Annotated in this window: 10 protein-coding genes, 1 tRNA gene and 1 pseudogene (1 of these 12 cut by a window edge); 2 read left to right on the top strand and 10 right to left on the bottom strand. The window is 44.7% G+C overall.

Annotated elements, in window-relative coordinates; all coding sequences use genetic code 11:
• The 6 genes and pseudogenes from CKO50_RS18765 to CKO50_RS18740 form a co-directional block, all read right to left on the bottom strand.
• Positions 1–70 (bottom strand) — tRNA-Ser (locus tag CKO50_RS18765); it reaches 29 nt to the left of the window's first position.
• A 90-nt stretch (positions 71–160) separates the two neighbouring features.
• Complete coding sequence (locus tag CKO50_RS18760; protein ID WP_010379077.1) at positions 161–532, bottom strand: hypothetical protein; 372 nt, start codon at positions 530–532, stop codon at positions 161–163.
• Between the two features lie 234 nt (positions 533–766).
• Positions 767–3,806, bottom strand: a pseudogene (locus CKO50_RS18755) (efflux RND transporter permease subunit).
• Between the two features lie 45 nt (positions 3,807–3,851).
• Positions 3,852–4,889, bottom strand: a complete 1,038-nt coding sequence (locus CKO50_RS18750) for an efflux RND transporter periplasmic adaptor subunit (protein WP_095729394.1) — start codon at positions 4,887–4,889, stop codon at positions 3,852–3,854.
• A 198-nt stretch (positions 4,890–5,087) separates the two neighbouring features.
• Positions 5,088–6,101, bottom strand: coding sequence for an L-threonylcarbamoyladenylate synthase (locus CKO50_RS18745; RefSeq protein WP_095729393.1), 1,014 nt, complete (start codon positions 6,099–6,101; stop codon positions 5,088–5,090).
• 111 nt (positions 6,102–6,212) lie between these two features.
• A complete protein-coding gene (locus CKO50_RS18740; RefSeq protein WP_095729392.1) occupies positions 6,213–7,196 on the bottom strand; it encodes a rhodanese-related sulfurtransferase in 984 nt (327 codons plus the stop codon).
• A 208-nt stretch (positions 7,197–7,404) separates the two neighbouring features.
• Between CKO50_RS18740 and CKO50_RS18735 the strand changes: the two genes are divergently transcribed.
• Both CKO50_RS18735 and CKO50_RS18730 read left to right on the top strand, forming a co-directional pair.
• On the top strand, positions 7,405–8,736 hold the full coding sequence (locus CKO50_RS18735) for a DEAD/DEAH box helicase (RefSeq protein WP_095729391.1): 1,332 nt from the start codon (positions 7,405–7,407) through the stop codon (positions 8,734–8,736).
• Positions 8,737–8,738: 2 nt separating this feature from the next.
• On the top strand, positions 8,739–9,569 hold the full coding sequence (locus tag CKO50_RS18730) for a S1 RNA-binding domain-containing protein (RefSeq protein WP_095729390.1): 831 nt from the start codon (positions 8,739–8,741) through the stop codon (positions 9,567–9,569).
• A gap of 289 nt (positions 9,570–9,858) precedes the next feature.
• On the opposite strand, the gene CKO50_RS18725 is transcribed toward CKO50_RS18730, so the two are convergent.
• The 4 genes from CKO50_RS18725 to CKO50_RS18710 form a co-directional block, all read right to left on the bottom strand.
• Positions 9,859–10,740: a patatin family protein gene (locus CKO50_RS18725; protein ID WP_095729389.1), complete on the bottom strand. Its 882-nt coding sequence runs from the start codon at positions 10,738–10,740 to the stop codon at positions 9,859–9,861.
• 161 nt (positions 10,741–10,901) lie between these two features.
• Positions 10,902–14,018: an efflux RND transporter permease subunit gene (locus CKO50_RS18720; protein WP_095729388.1), complete on the bottom strand. Its 3,117-nt coding sequence runs from the start codon at positions 14,016–14,018 to the stop codon at positions 10,902–10,904.
• A gap of 9 nt (positions 14,019–14,027) precedes the next feature.
• Complete coding sequence (locus CKO50_RS18715; RefSeq protein ID WP_095729387.1) at positions 14,028–15,068, bottom strand: efflux RND transporter periplasmic adaptor subunit; 1,041 nt, start codon at positions 15,066–15,068, stop codon at positions 14,028–14,030.
• 278 nt (positions 15,069–15,346) lie between these two features.
• Complete coding sequence (locus CKO50_RS18710) at positions 15,347–17,515, bottom strand: DUF6359 domain-containing protein (protein WP_095729386.1); 2,169 nt, start codon at positions 17,513–17,515, stop codon at positions 15,347–15,349.
• Between the last annotated feature and the right edge of the window lie 87 nt (positions 17,516–17,602).

Genomic DNA, 17,602 nt, shown 5'->3' with positions numbered 1-17,602 from the left:
AACCCTAGATACGCTATTAACGTATGCCGGTTTTCAAGACCGGTGCTTTCAACCACTCAGCCATCTCTCCGTTGTTGGCGCGCATTTTATGGATTTATCCATCGGTTGTAAAGCACTATTTCGATTTTTGCATTCAAAAGCGCAAATAATAGCCGAATAATCAATAATATTGCTTTGGCCTTTTGGCAATGTAAGCAAAAATACAACTGGCGATAACCATTGCAATCACGATGATCCCCGAGTCAATCATACCAATAACTGCGTTTTTTGCAGGCAGCACTTTTTCAATGATAACCGGAATAGATGAAAACAACACAACGGTACTAAGCACTTTGAATGCTCTGGAAAAATCAAATCGCTTGGTGTAACTCATCCATGTTGTTAGTAATCCTAATACCAAAATAGGCGCTAATAGCCCCATCCATATCTCACTGGTATAACTCGATAATGCAACGGTTGCCGTGCATCCTATCAAGCTCCAAATAATCCAGGCGGTCCAATTTTCCCGTTCTTTTAAAAATAAATTACCCATGACACATCTTCTTTCAATTAGCTTGTTATTTTTATTATTGTTATAGAAAACAGGATTTACTGTCTTAGAGTAGCAAACATACTGGCTATAAAACAACCACATCGGTTGTGACAGTTTAAATAATGAAAAGTTCAACAAAAAGTATCAAAGAATGTGTTACCACAACATTAATCGCTGTATAAAAAAAGCGCAGCTATTGCTGCGCTCGCTTTACTTTATTTTTAACCGGAGAATTTAACTTTCAGCTTTATCAAGTTCATCCACTAATAATTTGGTTTCATCCGCCCTCGGTTTTGTAAATCTCGCTAAACCGAGATAAACGACAGGTGTGAGATAAAGCGTAAAGAAAACCGCTAAGCCTAATCCGCCAAATACGACCCAGCCGATTGCATTTCTCGACTCAGCACCAGCGCCAACAGATAAAATCAACGGTAAAGCACCAAGCAATGTAGATACTAAGGTCATCATGATAGGGCGTAAACGGATCACAGCTGCTTCTTCAACGGCTTGTCTTACTGACCGTCCTTTGTCACGTAACTGATCAGCGAACTCAACTAACAAGATGGCATTTTTAGCAATTAAACCAATCAACATCACTAAGCCGATTTGCGAATATATGTTTAGCGAGGTTCCGGTAAGATACAGCGCCAATATGGCGGAGGTGATCCCAAACGGAACTGTGATCATAACTACAACGGCACTATTCACGCTTTCAAATTGCGCAGCAAGTACGAGCAATACAATTAAGAATGCCAGCACGTAGGTAAGTAACACTTCGTTGGCCGTTTCTTCAAACGTTAACGCTTCTCCTTTAAACGCCAACGTCACGCTGTCGGGTAAACTCTGATCTGCCAGCGTTCGTAATTTTTCAACCACTTCTGCCATAGGCATGTCTTCTGGCTGTTTCATATCCAGCTCGATACTACGACGCTGCGCATGGCGTTCAAGCTCGGCAGCTACGCCCTCTTCTACAATAACGGCAAGGCTACTTAGCGGAACCAATGCACCAGAGCGGCTGCCAACATAAAGGTTAGCCAAATCACTTGGGTCTCTGATGGTATGGTTTTGAGCTTGCAGCATAATTGGTATGGATTGGTCGCCAACATTCAAATCAGCAACATCATCGCCATTAATGGCTGCCCTAAGTGTCGTTGAGATATCACTCAAACTAACGCCAAGCTCTTCTGCTCTTCTGCGGTCAATGTTTACGCGCAGCTGAGGTTGTGAGGGCTGATAAGAGATTTGCACCGGCGCTACGTCTGGCATTTCTTTTTCAACCAAAGCCGCAAATTGTTGCGCTGCTTTAAAGATCTCTAAATAGTCGTTACCAAGTAGCGCAAGCTCGATACCACCACCTTGGCCTCTTAGGTTTAAGCTATTTGCACCAAAGGCACGAGCAGGTGCACCGGGTATATTACCAAGCGGTCCTCTGATCTTATCGATAATTTCCTGTTGCGAGAAATGACGCTCATCCCAATGCTTTAATGGCACAGTGATAAATACAATATTTGGATCCCACTGACCGACAACCGTATAGATTGACTCTATTTCTCCGCTTTCCACAAAAGGTAATAAAATGTCTTCCATTTGTTTGGCTTGTCTATCCATAAAGTTAAGACCAACACCGTCAGGCCCTCTTGCGAAAATGCGAATTTTACCTCTGTCTTCAGATGGCAAAAGCTCATTATCCAATTGCGAATAGAGCGCACCAGATAAGCTCGCAATAACCACAAATACACCAAAGGTTAGCCATGCATAGTCAAGTACCCAGTGGATCGTACCGCGATACATTTCTGCGAGTTTCACACCAATACTCGAAAACAGGTGCTTTTTGCTATCTTGCTTTACTTTTAACTTAGACGTTAATGCCGGCACCAATGACAGTGCCACAAATGAAGAAATAATCACGGCACCAGCCAACACGCCACCAAACTCCCTGAACAGTCGACCCGCAGTTGACGGTAAAAAGGCAATCGGTACGAATACCGCAGCAAGTACTGCGGTTGTTGCGACTACAGCAAAGAAGACTTCTCTTGTTCCAAGTACTGCCGCGGCGCGACGACCTATTCCCTCGCCACGACGACGCTGAATATTTTCACTCACTACAATCGCATCATCGACGATAAGCCCAGTGGCCAACACCAGTGCTAGCAAGGTTAAAATATTAACAGAGAAGCCAAGTGCCCAGATCAGCGCCAAAGAACCGATAAGCGCGACCGGGATTGCAAAAGCTGGAATAAGCGTAGCACGCCACGAGCCAATAAATACCCAAAGCGTAAATACCACTAGCAATATGGTTATCACCAAAGAGCTCAAGACTTCGTCTACGGATGAGCGAATAAACTGTGCATCATCGGAGGTGACGAATAGCTCCAGATCTGGAAAGCGTACTTTTATCTTATCAACGAGCTGTAATACTTCGTCTGAGATTTCAATGGTATTGGACTGTGCTTGGCGAATGATCTCAATACCAATTACAGGCTCTCCGTCGAGCCTCACCATAGAGCGAGGATCAGCCGGCCCAAAATACACAGAGGCAATATCCCCCACCCGAGTCTCACCACGAATGATGATATCACTCACCTGCTCAGCGGTTACTGAGGTGGCATCGGCACGGACAATCAGCTGTTGATCGTCCGATTTTAAACTGCCCGCGGGTACATCAAAAGGTGCTTGTCTAAGCGCCGCAGCAACATCCGGAACGGTTAGATTAAAGCTTGTCAGTTTTAACGGATCAAGTCNCCCGCTCTCTATCGCCGTTCAGGCGCACATCGGCTACGCCTGGAATAGTTAAAAACTGCGGCGCTAAGTCTTTTTCTACTCGCTCGGTCAATCCTTCAAGTGTCAAAGAGGCACTACTTACAGTTAAAGACACCACCGCTTCTGCATCATTATCCGCTTTAATAATGGACACCCGCTCAACTTCTTCAGGTAGCTCTCTTTGTACTCGAGAAACGGATTCGCGTGTTTCGTTTGCTGCATCGTCTAGGTTAATGCCCGGACGAAATTCAACAACAATCCGTGCATTATTTTCTTCACTTTGTGCACGAATACTTTTTACACCACTGACACGCGCGACGGCCCCTTCTAACTTACTCGTGACTTCGGTATCTACGGTCTCAGGCGAGCCGCCAGGAAACGATGCGGACACCGTTAAACTTGGCCTATCTACATCGGGCAGTTCACGAACTTCAACGCCGGCAAGAGCAGCAATACCGGCAATAATAATCAATAAATTTAATACAACGATTAATACCGGACGGCGAATGGCCATCGACGGTAAATCTTGTAACTGTGGTAACTCCGGTTTAGTCACGATTTATTCCTTCGCCAGTGCATTCGTCACCGCAATTTCTTGCCCAGGACGAAGACGTTGCACCCCTTCTACAACTAATAATTCTCTTGCTGCCAAATCGCCTGATACCAGCAATTTACCGGGTAAACGCTGTTGGATTTTCACATTAATACGATTAGCTTTGCCATCTACTTCTTTCCATACATAAGGACCTGTTGCGCCCCAAAGTAATGCAGCTTCAGGAATAACGGCAAACTCCTCGCCTAATACCGTTAGCGATACTCTAAAGCTCATTCCGGGCAAAAAACGATCATTGCGGTTTTCAAAAATGGCTTTGATTTTTAGTGTGCGGGCTGTTGGGTCAATTCTAGAGTCCATTTGCGCTATCTTTGCGTCGATCCGTGTTGAATTATCATTCCAAGGTGTCAGCAGCACGCTATCGGTCGATTTAAGCATGCCATACGCCGATTCTGGTGCCGCAAATTGAACATACAACTTATCAAAGTTATCGATACTCGCAATCGCGGTTTGGGTGGTAATGCGATCTCCAACCTCGACGTCGGTAAGTCCCATTACGCCAGAAAAAGGGGCGATCACTTGGCGGTCTTCTAATTCATTCTTAGCTTGGATCAAGGCGACCTTTGCTAAGTCTCTGTCCGTTACCGCTTTATCTAATTCATTAATTGGGACGGCGCCGCGCTTTTGGCTATCAGTTAGGCGGTCGACGGTGCGCTGCGCATCTGCAAGACGAATTTTAGCTTCTTCAAGCGCCGCTTTTTGGCGGCGTGAGTCTAGCTCCAATAGCAAAGTACCCGCTTTAACCTGATCGCCCGGTTTAAAATGTACCGCAGTCACCCTATCACCAATCGCGGGATACAAAATAACCGATTGAATAGCTTCAGCATTACCTACTGCCTGAATTTGCTGGCTACTGCTTTCAAATTGAATAGGCTCTGCAATCACTTGCGAAGGTTTCGCCAAAGCGGCATTGGTTATCAGCATAGTGGCCGTAAAAACCACCAAGCGCGTTACTTTACACATATTAACCTTAATAATTTCCATTGTTCTCAGCTATATTTGAGTGTAACAGTTAATCACTCACATCAAGATAAACTATTCGATAACACACAGGATAAGTGCGATAAGATGCAGTATGCCTTGCAGCGTTTTAAAGGCAAGATAAGCCCATGTAAAGTAAGGTAAAGTTATGTAAAGATTGAGGCAGAGTTAGGCGCGATAGACTACCGCGCCAAATTATGACTATTGTGCGGCCGCACGCATCAGTCTGTCGTTAACATCGCGCCATTCGGGGGCAGTTGGTGGTGCTTCCAACAAAATCTCGGTTGCACTTGATTGGTCCAATTGATGTAACCCGTGATAAAGCCCCTGCGCATACTTGGCTTTGTCAGCACCAAGTTTGAGATCCACCAGCTCGTTGTTTGCTGAATTCTCAGAGATCATTCGCTCTATTTGTGATGAATAATACAACACACCGGTATTCGCTTCGCACTGGCCGCTTAGGCGAGCAACTAACTCTTCCGTTGACAACAGAGTAAGCGGTTTGCTTGGTTGATAATGGGCTTTTACGTTACCCGGGACGGCTACAGTGTGTACATCAGGCTCATCCACTTCAATATTGAGCACCGCTTCAAGTGCAGCTTTAGTAATAGGGCCTGCTCGCAAGATCCTCGGTGTGGCTGAAGATATATCGACAATCGTAGACTCAAGTCCTACTTCACANCCGCCGTCTAACACAGCTGCTATCGCTATCTTGCCAGACAATCCAAACAACACTTGCTCGGCGGTGGTTGGACTAATTTTTTTGTAAGGATTGGCAGAGGGCGCAGCAAGTCCGGAGTTAATGTGCTGCAATAATGCTATCAATGCAGGATGATTTGGCACACGTATACCCACGGTTGAGTGGCCGCCTGTGACTACATCGCTCACATGTGCTTGCTTTTTGGCAACGATCGTCAGTGGTCCCGGCCAAAACGCATCTGCTAAAGCGTCAAAATAGTCTGGCAATGTTTCCACCCACTCAGTGACCAAAGACTTGTCAGCGAGGTGTACGATTAGCGGGTGATCAGCTGGGCGTCCTTTTGCTGCAAAGATTTTTTTTACCGCATCGGGTTGCCTTGCATCTGCTGCTAAGCCGTAAACGGTTTCTGTTGGAACCGCAACAAGGTGACCATCACGTGCAAGTTCAGCCGCTTGCGCCACTGCGCTTGGATCGGTTGCCAATAGATGTAAGGTAGTTAAGCTTGCTTCGCCCACGTGTCTTTCTCGCTGTAAAAAATGGACGCGAATTATAACCAATTTAAAACGCAAAGAGCCAGTATTACTGGCTCCAGCATAAAAGCAAACTATTCTTAGTACAATGCATCTTTAGCGTTTTTGACGTTGCGCTTCTTTTTGCGCTAGCTTTTCTTCTTTACGCTTACGAATAGCATCCTGTGCTTCATGACCGATATGACCTTCGCCGCGTAGCTTCGCCAGTTCAATTTGCTTTTGGCGCTCAGCAAATCGTGCAACTTGCTCTTCTGTTAAGTCTTTGTGGCAGTGGTGACAAGACACCCCTTCCATATATTCTTCGAGTTGTTTCTCTGCTTCCGTGATTGGCATACGACAAGCATGGCATTGATCATAAGACCCTTTGTTTAAATCATGATCAACAGCAACACGGTTATCAAACACAAAACACTCGCCTTCCCACATGGTTTCTTCTTTTGGCACGTCTTCTAAGTATTTAAGAATACCGCCTTCCAAGTGATAAACCTCTTCGAAGCCTTGCTCTTTCATATACGCTGTCGATTTTTCACAGCGGATCCCGCCAGTACAGAACATCGCCACTTTTTTGTGTTTTTCTGGGTTTAAGTTATTTTGCGCCCACTCTGGGAATTCACGGAAAGTCTTGGTTTTAGGATCGATGGCATTTTTGAATGTACCGATCTCGATTTCATAGTCGTTACGCGTATCAACGAGTACAACGTCAGGGTCTGAAATCAGTGCGTTCCAATCTTGTGGTTTTACGTACGTACCAACCACCTCTTTAGGGTCTATACCTTGTACACCCATGGTCACGATTTCTTTCTTAAGCTTTACTTTAGTGCGGTAGAAAGGGCACGTTTCATCGAACGACTCTTTATAAACGATGTTATCAAGGCCTGGTTGTTTGTCTAACCATGCAAGTAGCGCATCAATGCCTTCACGTTTACCGGCAACGGTACCATTGATACCTTCTTCGGCAAGTAATAACGTACCGCGAACTTCATTCGCTTCCATCACATCGTGAAGTGGCTGTCTTATCTCTTGGTAGTTAGGTAAAGAGACAAACTTGTACATAGCACAAACAACGTATTGTTCTGACATTGTATTTTCCTAGATTTAAGCTTTGATTAGCTTACACATTAAGTATGACGATGTGTAAAGCACGAAAACCGAGTCGCAAACCCGGCGCTGAGGCGCGTATTTTACGGATTTTTGATTAAAATGCAAAAAACACAAATTCTATATCCGATAGCGTCTATGCTTTGGTATAATCTCGTGTTTTTAAAATTCAAGACTTGGAGAAATTGACTTGAGATTCACTGAACTTGGGATAGATACGCGCCTAGAACAACAACTGGCTCACCAAGGGATCACGGAACCGACCGAGATCCAAGCGCATGCCATCCCAACGGCTCTAGCTGGCCACGATGTTTTTGCGCAGTCTAAAACAGGCTCTGGCAAAACCCTAGCCTTCTTGCTGCCTGCCGTACAGCGTGTAATGAAACAAAAAGCGCTAAGCAAACGCGATCCTCGCGTTGTTATCGTAGCCCCAACTCGTGAACTCGCGACTCAAGTGTTCTCTGAGTGTCGTGCACTGTGTGCTGGCACTAATATTCAAGTCTGTAAGATTTTGGGTGGTGAAAACTACAATGATCAGGTAAAAGCGCTACGCCGCGACCCACATTTTGTAGTGGGTACTCCTGGTCGTATTGCCGATCACGTTGAAAATCGCTCATTATTTTTAGGTGGTCTTGAGCTGCTTATTTTTGATGAAGCAGATCGTATGTTTGACCTTGGCTTTGAAAAACAGTTAGACGTCATTAATGACTCTGCAGATCACCGCCAAAGACAAACGCTGCTATTTTCAGCTACGCTAGATCATACACAAGTTGAAGCATCATCACGTCAATTACTTAAATCGCCAAAGCGCATTATGTTAAGCAATGCCCACCAGCAGCATGAAGACATTAAGCAAGCACTCTACTTTGCCGATCATTTAGATCATAAAGAAGCGCTGCTTAAGCACTTCATCACACAAGATGACGTAGGACAGTGCATTATCTTTACCGCAACCCGTGGCGACACAGACCGATTAAGCAAACTGTTAAATGAGATGTCGATTAAAGCGGTATCGTTGTCGGGCGATATGCCGCAAAATAAGCGGTTAGACATTATGGAAAGCTTCAGCCGTGGTATCTATAAAGTACTTGTTACCACAGACGTTGCTTCTCGTGGTCTCGATTTGCTCTCTGTTACCCATGTTATGAATTTTGACTTGCCTAAGCAGGCAGAAGAATATGTCCACCGTATCGGTCGTACAGGACGTGCCGGGTTTAAAGGCACTGCGATTTCATTTGTTGGTCCTAAAGATTGGGATAGCTATGTGGCAATCAAAAACTATCTTGATGAGCCACTACGTTTTGAAGAAGTCCCCGGTCTTGTTGGTAAATTCAAAGGACTTAAGCAAAAACCGCAGCAGAGTAAAAATCGCCCTGCAGAGTCTGCGCCAAAGCAAACAAATAAACCTAAGAAAAAGCCGGTGAAAAAATCACAACCGAGAAAAGTGGTCCCGCCACCGATTGATATTGACGGTACTATGCCGATGCGTCGCAAACCAAAACCACAAACTGACGAGGAATAATCATGTTAGGTCAAATCAAAATGTTAACCATTGAAGAGCTTACCGCGGAAGGGGCTTATTTAAACGGTGGTGAGCTTGGTGACGTATTTCTTCCTCGAGCAGAGGTGCCAAAGCACACCGAAGAAGGTGACTCTGTTGAAGTATTTATCTATTTAGATAACTTGGGACACGCAACGGCAACAACCAAAAAGCCACTTGCACAAGTCGGTGAGTTTGCTCTGCTGCGCGTAAAAGAGATCAATAAGGTTGGTGCTTTTATGGATTTGGGCATTGAAAAAGACGTGTTAGCGCCTTTCAATGAACAAAAACCGAAAATGCGCGACGGCTATAGCTATTTGGTTAGGCTTTACCTAGACAACGCCAGTAAGCGTATTTGTGCGTCTAGTGCGCTGGGTAAATTTTTGAGTAAATCAAAAGCCGAGTACGAAAAATTCGAAGAAGTAGGCCTAATCGTCGCGGCAAAAACCGATCTTGGCTATAAAGTGATAGTCAATGAAAAACACTTTGGATTGGTCTTTTTCAATGATGTATTTAAGCGCATGTATATTGGTCAGCGCATGAAGGGCTTTGTAAAAGCGGTTCATGACGAAGATAAGATTGATATCGTGTTAGAAAAGCCAGGTATAGGTAAGGTTAAAGACCTTGCGGAAATCATTTATAGCAAGCTCGAAGAAAGCGGCGGCTATTTACCGCTAGGCGATAAATCAGATCCTGACGCCATCAAGCGTACTTTCTCTACCTCTAAAGCTAACTTTAAAAAAGCCATCGGTGGTTTATTCAAAGATGGCCGAATTGATATCGAAGCGAATTCTATTTCAATTCGCAAGTCTTAAACGCACATAATACTTAACCTGAGGTTTGGATAAGGAATGTTCCAACTCATTGTTTCTAAAGAACAACTTAGTTTTTTCCTTGTCTAGCCAGAGAGTTTTAGGGAAAACACCGCTTCCGCGTCCTGCTCTCGCTAAGGTACCTACATCCTGTAGGCAAGGCGAATTTACGCACCAATAGCTGGCTATTGGAAGTGAATTCAACGCAGTTAGCGCTAAAACTGGCTGCTAGCAAGGCATTAATTATCCGCAGCTCAGGTTACTTAGCAAGTCTCAACCTGAGACTTGCTTGTTACATTACACTGACTTCAAGCATATCACGCCATTTATCTACCGCTTTTAATCCCAGCTCAAACCCCAATTTATAATCAGACTTTAAGGTCTCAGGGCTTGAGCCTAAAATCATAGATTCCAGTGGTCTATTGGGCGCTATTTGAATGACGTTAACATCTTCTGGTGGTGAATTCATAAAGTTCACCGCATCGGCATAGCGACTTTGATAGTGATGATACATTTCAAACATTCGAGGAGATTGATTAACGCGCCGCATGATTGGCTTTAAGCGCTCAAGCACTGGCATTTTGCCATCGTCATGTGCCTCAATGGTTCTGATCACCCAAATCGTCTTTGCCCCTTGACTGTGTGCCCAGCGCACGGGTAAAGGATCGGCTACGCCGCCATCCATCATTCCGTGACCCGCAACTTTAACTCCTGGACGATATAAAAAAGGGATCGCACTAGAAGCCTTTAAATGGGTAAACATGTTATCGTGCCACGTATGCAAATAATGTGGCTCAAGCGAGTCTAAGTGACTTGCAACCGCATAAAAGTTACTTTCCGGCGTAAGGTGATTAGGCTCAGTTGGAAACCGTACTTTGCCGCTGTGCTCTACTTGTTGAAAATACCAATCCAAGTCAATGACATTACCACCGGTAAAAAATCGCGCGGGACGGAAAAACTGCTGCTCCGTCGTCAGAGATTCGATAGCAGTTTGCGCATATTGACTTGCGCGAGCACAATAGGCTGCGAGGTTTTGTGCACCCGCTGAGACACCCACTTTTAAATCAAAAGGCGTAAATTTTTTCTCAAGAAAAGCATCAAGCACGCCCGCTGTAAAAATGCCTTTTTGACCTCCGCCCTCAGCGATAATTGCAGAGCGTATGTTAGTTGTCATATTGTGCTCTTTTTATTATGTAAACCTGTACGCATCTTATTTTACTGTGGGCAAAAACCGTTAAATTCAAGTTTTCATACCACTTAGCAATAAAAATGCCCTGCAGAACAGAGTTGTTCAAGCAAGGCATTCATAATATCCACAGCGTGATTAATATGTGGTTAAAGTTTGCTTACAGAACTCTCTACTGGCCGTTTTAAAAAGCTGACTAATAACGCGGGCAAAATGGTGAGCGTGACGACAGTTGCCATGGCAATACCACAAAGTACTATCATGCCAACGCCTCGATAAAGCTCAGATCCTTCCCCTGGAATAAACACCAATGGCGCAAGACCACATAGGGTTGTCATCGTTGACATCACAATCGGTTTTAATCGCGTTTGTAGTGCTGAGATCACCGCCTCGTAAACACTCATCGCGGTACTCTCAAGGTTTCTGCGGCTTTGATCCACAATCAAAATAGGGTTATTAACCACGGTCCCTAACAAGATTAAAAAGCCAAGCATGGTGATCATGTCAAAAGGCTGGTGGAAAGTGCCTGTTATGCTACCAATGCCATTAATAGCAATTAGTCCAAGTAAGCCCCCTGCCATGCCAAGCGGCACTGTTGCCATGATAAATAGCGGGTAGCCCCAATGCTTGAAGATTGCGACAAGTAATAAGTAACACAGCGCTAATGCAACGATAAAATTACTGCCCAGCGCTTCTTTGGTTTTGTCTAGTTGATCGGCAGCACCACCTATACTCACATTGACACCAGGAAGCAGATCGCCTTGCCTCTGAAGTTGCGGCAATAATTCTGTTCTTACTAATGCCTGCGCTTCCTCTAGCGCAACATTTCTTGGCGGAATAATATATACAGTCACGGTTCTACGACCATCAACTCGACGCAAACTATCACTGTCTGCTTTTTCTCGTAGGTCGGCCAAAGCGCTTAGCGGGATCAGTCCAGCTTTAGTGACAACAGGTGACTGCGCTAATTGCGAAAGACTTTGCTGATTACCCGACTCAGAAAATAAAAAGACGTCTACTTTGTCATCGTCTAAAATCAACTCATCAACATAAGCGCCGTCACTCAGGGCTGCGACCGTATAGCCGAGTTCGTCAGCACTCATACCCACTTCAGCCAGCCGTTGCCACCTTGGTTGAATCTCTATTAACGGTTGGTCGAGTGTCAGAGAAGATGGCGCAGAATCCACTTGTGGATTATCAAAGACCTCCCCTGCTAACCGATACACTGCATCTGCCGCCCGGTAGAGCGCCGTTTGATCTGTACCGCTAATATCCAAAGCGACCGCTCTTGAACCGCCGTCATTACTTGAGATAATCGAGCCTCGTGAAGAAAATGCACGCATTCCTGGGTAGCTTCTAAACTTGGTCGTGATTGCCTCCATCATTTCATCGATGTATTCACGGTTGTATGGTTCACTCAATAGCCAAATGCTACCAACACCAACGGACATCGAATAATATTTTAAAGGTGGCAACGACGTTTTACCTGATACAAAATCGCTGTCATCGTTTTCCAAATGCTTATTTAAATAAGGAAGTAGTTCATCAGCAATTTTTTGCATATGGCTGAGGTTATAGCCCGGAGGCGCTATCATCATAGAGAACGCTTTTGGTTCCTCTCCCTCTGGCAAATATTCGGCTTTAGGCATAAATAACCACGCCCCACCGAGTAACAACACACTACCGAATACAATACACACTATGCGAGCACGTGGACTTGATAACATCGCCGGAATAAACGTTGGTAGTTTAGGCGTAGACAACATGCCACTGGAGATTTCCTTACAGGCAAAATTTGCATTAGCAGCAGGCACCACAAACAAGGCGACCAACATAGAAGCGATGATTGCGGCAGAAATAGCTATTGCTACATCGGAATAAAGCTGTCCGGCTTCTTGCTGAATAAATAAAATAGGTGCGAATACCAACACTGTGGTCAGGGTTGAAGCAAGCACCGCAGGCCATACCTCCTGAACTCCGGTAATAGCAGCTTGAAGTTTGTCGAGACCTCGGCGTCTGGCTTGCTCTATGTTCTCAAGTACAACAATGGTGTTATCAACCGTCATGCCAATGGCGAACGCAACGCCGGCGAGGGAAATCACATTGATCGTTCTGTCAAATAACAACAGACCCAAAAATGCCGCGATGGTACAAATTGGAACGCCCATCACACCAATAAAGGTCGAGCGTGGGCTCTTTAAAAACCAAAACATCACCAGAGTCGCAAGCACCGCACCTAGCGCTAAATTAGTCCAAACATTTTCAACGGATCCTTTAACGTAACGAACATCATCGCTCAATAGCGTCAGTTGTAGTCCATTACTTGCGAGCATGTCACGGTTGATGCGAGCCACTACCTCCATCATTTCTTCTTTAATCGCCATCACGTTAGAACCGCTTTCCCGTCTCACCGAGAGCATTAAGGCTCGCTCGCCATTGTTATAGGCTATATCGCGCACTTCATAATGATCAAGCTTTACCTGAGCGATATCTTTGAGCTTAATTGTGGTGCCCGCACGGTGACTGACTACCAGCTCTTCTAGCGCTTTAGCTGACTCAAAACGGCCAACCATACGCAGCAAATAACGACGTTTACCACTGTCTATATCGCCAGCTGAGGCATCTTGGTTGCGACTGCGTATTGCATTTCTAACGTCTACTAAGCTAATTCCACGGCTCGCCAATTGTTCTTGATCTACCAAAATTTGTACTTGATAGAGTGCACCACCACGCACACCAACCTGAGATACTCCACTGACTCTCTCCATTTCTGGGCGAATAAAGTCTTCGGCATAATCACGAAGCATATCGATATCAAGATTGAGTGGATTTCCCGGTTGTGGTTTTAGATTAAAAAACATAAAGGCATTGCTCGAAAACGCGCTGCTGTATAACACTGGCTGGTCGACGTTTTCAGGGTAGTTTGGCACTTGAGATAACGCGTTGCTCACGTTTATGAGCGCTTCGTTGACGTCGACACCAAATGGAAACTCAAGCTCTATCTCAGCCTCACCTGTATTTGCATAACTAGACATGCGCTTTAGATTCGCAAGTGAGCGAAGATACCTTTCTTGCTCAATAAGTATCTCTTTCTCGACATCTTGTGGCGTTGCTCCGGGCCAATTAGTCACCACAGTGATGGTTCTTACTTCAAGATCTGGGATCATTTGCACCGGTATTTTAAATGCGGCAACAATGCCCAATATCGAACAGATCAATACCGTGACCGCAACTAAAATGGCATGATTTACACTGGCTCTTAACATCACCCGCTCCTATAAACCCGGTACAATGTTTAATGCCTGGCCTTCTTGCAATAACTCATTGCCTTCGACCACCACTTTTTGCCCTACCTCTAAGCCGGATAGAACTTCAATATGACCATTAATTCGCTCACCAATTTTTACGTTTAACCGCTTTGCTTGACCGTCAACGGCCACAAAGACACTAAACCCACCATCGGGATGACGTAAAATCGCATCGCTAGGAATAATCACGCTTTGATCTTGTGCTCGAATTAGCGGCAGTTTCGCCGTAGCCGATGCGCCGACACGCAACTGTGCATCTTTTGGGATAGCCAATCTTAATAGAAACGAGCGACTGGTTTTGTCGACGACCGGAAGCTTTGCCAATACATGAGCTTGATGCTGCACGCTTGGCGCGCTTGCAACACTAAAATTAACGACACGGCCGAGGTTAATAAGTTGAAAGTATTCTTGTGGTACTTGCAAATCGAGCCACAGAATATCGCTACTCACTAGCTCAAACACCGTTTGTCCGCGCGTCACCCACTCACCTAAATTAACCGTGCGCCTTGCTATCACCCCCGTAAAAGGCGCTTTTAATTGATAACGGTTAACAAGTTCTCGCTGATATGCGATATTAGCTTGTGCTTCTAAAAGAGAGGCTTCTGATGCTTGTAACTTAGCCTGTCTGTCAGCAAGCTCAGTTTGCGCAAATAATTTTTGCTGCGATAGAGACTGCGCTTCTTTTACCAACCTTATCGCATTGTTGCGATCGACCTTGGCGCGCTCAAGCGCTGCTTCTACACTTTTTAGCTCAGCTTTTACTAAAGCTGCATCAAGACTAAGTAGTACAGCATTTGCTTCAACAATATCACCGGCTTCAGCTGAGATCTTAGTGATTACACCATCAGTTAAACTTGACACTTGAGCGTGTTGTGCTGCACTAATTGAGCCGGTTAAAGACAATGTCCGTTCAAGCTGTTGTTGCCTTACATCGGTGACCACAACGTTGACTGCTGCAGCATAAAGGTTAAAGGATAAAAGAGAGAGTATTAAGCAAACGCATTTCATGTAGTTTGTTCCAAAGTTAAAAACACTATTCCTTTCAGTAAACGCTAAGCAATAGCACCTACTGATCTCGACTAAGCATTGTAGCTGGCGAGTTTATGTCACTATAACGCCGACACACTAACACAAATAAAAATCATTACCATCCAAACTAGGTAAATGACCTCAAAAGTGTAGTTTGTGAAATAATGAATGAACAAAGAATATACAGGAATAACGCTTGGAATAAAGTAGGCATAAACGTTGCCATGCCTACTTTAAGGAGGGTCTATTACAGTGATTTAATTTAACAATACGAGTGAGGTTACATTACGAATACCTGGATAACTCATATAGTCATTTTTAATCCCTTCAACTCTCAGTGATTTACCAATCAAACTCGGGTTAAGCTTGGGACTGAATGCATCACGCTGAGCCGCTTCCAACTTAATATATAGCTTGCTGCCAGCAACAGTAGAGTCGCTTAATTCAAGCGCATAAATACCGTTTACAGCTGCTGTAACTTTGCCACTAACTACCACTGCCGAGCCATTATTTAACGCTAATACGTCTGCAACACTCATATCACTAGATGGCTCTGTCGTTGTACCAACAGTTTGTATTTCACTAACTTCTCGTATCCCCGGCGCACTCATATACGATGAGCGAACACCTTTGATAACTAAAGTAGAATCAAGAATGGATGGATTAAGCTGCGGACTAAATGCAGCACGCTGGTGACTTTCAAGTTTAACATTTATCGTATTAGTTGGATTTTGGCTGTCCTCAAGTACTAAAGCATAGATATCATTAAGTGCAGATTTAACACGCCCAACAAGCTCAATTTCATTGCCCTCGGCGGTTGCAAGCGCCTGCTCAACCGACAATGCCACTGGTGCAATCTGAATATCGCTTACATAACGAATACCAGCCTCACCCATATAGCTGTCTCGAGTACCAGTCACTATAACTGATTGACCAAGGATCTCAGGATTGAGTTGCGGGTTAAAGTCACTACGCTGAGCAGATTCAAGCTTTACGTTGATACTTAGCGATGCGTTGGCAGTATCTGTGAGTAATAGGCCATAGATACCGTTTACTTCGGCTGTCACTTTACCTAACACCGCAAATTTAGACCCAGCTGAAGCAGCAAGTGCCTGTGCTACAGAAATCGTGCCATCAGGAGTTGGCTCTGGATCGGGATTAGGATCTGGATTGGTTTGCCCTGAACCATAAGGCGCATTGAAAGAGTTATTTTTATAGCTATCTGTATTCCATGCATCAAAACCCGATGCAGGCGTCCCCCATGGCTGACCATTGTTTGGATCAGACATTTCTTGCGGCGCCATTGGCACAGGTGTTACTTCGCCGCTTGCATGACCGTTAGTACCATCAAAGTACTGATACGACTCAGGCGTTGCTAGCCAATTGATGATGTTGACCGAAAGTACAGCTGCATTACCTCTGTCCGTCCAGCCGGGGTAAGTCTTTTTACTACTGCCATTATCCTGACGCTTGTATTTAGGTGTAGCGTCTTCAATTGGGGAAGAATCACCAATAAATGCGGCTTTGCCTAACCCTGCTTTTGAGATAGCAACATACGGGCCTTCATTTCTACCACCAAAGTAAAGTCCATCATCTTTAGCATGACGCCACTTAGCTGGTGTATCTGAAGGTGAAAAATAAACCAAGCCCTTCGCTTTTTGTTCATCTACAATCGCAAGCGTCGCGCCTGCAGCCATCAATACAGGAGTAACTCCGAGTGTGATCCCTTCTGTTTTGCTCGCAGACTCAATACCACTTACGCCTTGCTTGTAATCCGCGGCATTAAAGCGAAAGCGGATCCCAAAATTTTCTGCAAGCCATCCCATGTCTGCTGATTTTGGATTACGCCAGTCACCGTACTCACCACCTAGATTATACTTGGCCAGATCTGAGCGGTTGTAGCCATTAAAGACTTCAGTGGCATCCCACGTATTTAGATTACGATCCGCATCATAATGATCTGCGATAAAAAATATCCCTTTTCCATCCGCTACAAACTGCAATAACGCTGCTTGCTCTGATTGAGTGAAAGGACGGTTAGTTTCTGCCAATACAAAGACATCTGCATCTTTAATCGCATCGTAGCTGATAACCGCTTCATTTTGATTGCTTTGAGAGGTACGGTCGTCAAAGAATCTTATCTTGCCATCATTGTTTAAATCAACACCGCGATATTCTTTTACGGTATATCCTTCATTAACTAATGCATCCGCAAAGTCTGAAAACGCACCATCAATAACCCAATCGGCATTTCCTTCAACGCCACCGTGTGACACATCAAATAATACTGTCTTACCATTGCTGTTTGTGGTTGGTGTTTTAACTGGAATATGGTTATTCCAGTTATACGGCTGTGCTGCAAATACAGATGTGGATATAGCTGCAGCCAAAACTACGCTGCTAAGCTTGAAGTTTACTTGTTTCATTCGTCAAATCCCGTTGAAAATTATAAAAAGAAGCAATAAAAAAGCCGCCAAAATATGGCGGCGCAGACTGTTGAAAAAGGGCTGGAC

The sequence above is a fragment of the Pseudoalteromonas sp. HM-SA03 genome (assembly GCF_002289345.1).
GTDB lineage: Bacteria > Pseudomonadota > Gammaproteobacteria > Enterobacterales > Alteromonadaceae > Pseudoalteromonas.
Note: the sequence above shows the minus strand (reverse complement) of the source record. Positions and strands in the feature narration are given on the sequence as shown.

Excerpts from the sequence above, each read along its gene's own strand:
- CKO50_RS18710 (WP_095729386.1), bottom strand. The coding sequence starts at position 17,515 with ATGAAACAAGTAAACTTCAAGCTTAGCAGCGTAGTTTTGGCTGCAGCT.
- CKO50_RS18750 (WP_095729394.1), bottom strand. The coding sequence starts at position 4,889 with ATGGAAATTATTAAGGTTAATATGTGTAAAGTAACGCGCTTGGTGGTT.
- CKO50_RS18740 (WP_095729392.1), bottom strand. The coding sequence starts at position 7,196 with ATGTCAGAACAATACGTTGTTTGTGCTATGTACAAGTTTGTCTCTTTA.
- CKO50_RS18730 (WP_095729390.1), top strand. The coding sequence starts at position 8,739 with ATGTTAGGTCAAATCAAAATGTTAACCATTGAAGAGCTTACCGCGGAA.
- CKO50_RS18715 (WP_095729387.1), bottom strand. The coding sequence starts at position 15,068 with ATGAAATGCGTTTGCTTAATACTCTCTCTTTTATCCTTTAACCTTTAT.
- CKO50_RS18760 (WP_010379077.1), bottom strand. The coding sequence starts at position 532 with ATGGGTAATTTATTTTTAAAAGAACGGGAAAATTGGACCGCCTGGATT.
- CKO50_RS18725 (WP_095729389.1), bottom strand. The coding sequence starts at position 10,740 with ATGACAACTAACATACGCTCTGCAATTATCGCTGAGGGCGGAGGTCAA.
- CKO50_RS18720 (WP_095729388.1), bottom strand. The coding sequence starts at position 14,018 with ATGTTAAGAGCCAGTGTAAATCATGCCATTTTAGTTGCGGTCACGGTA.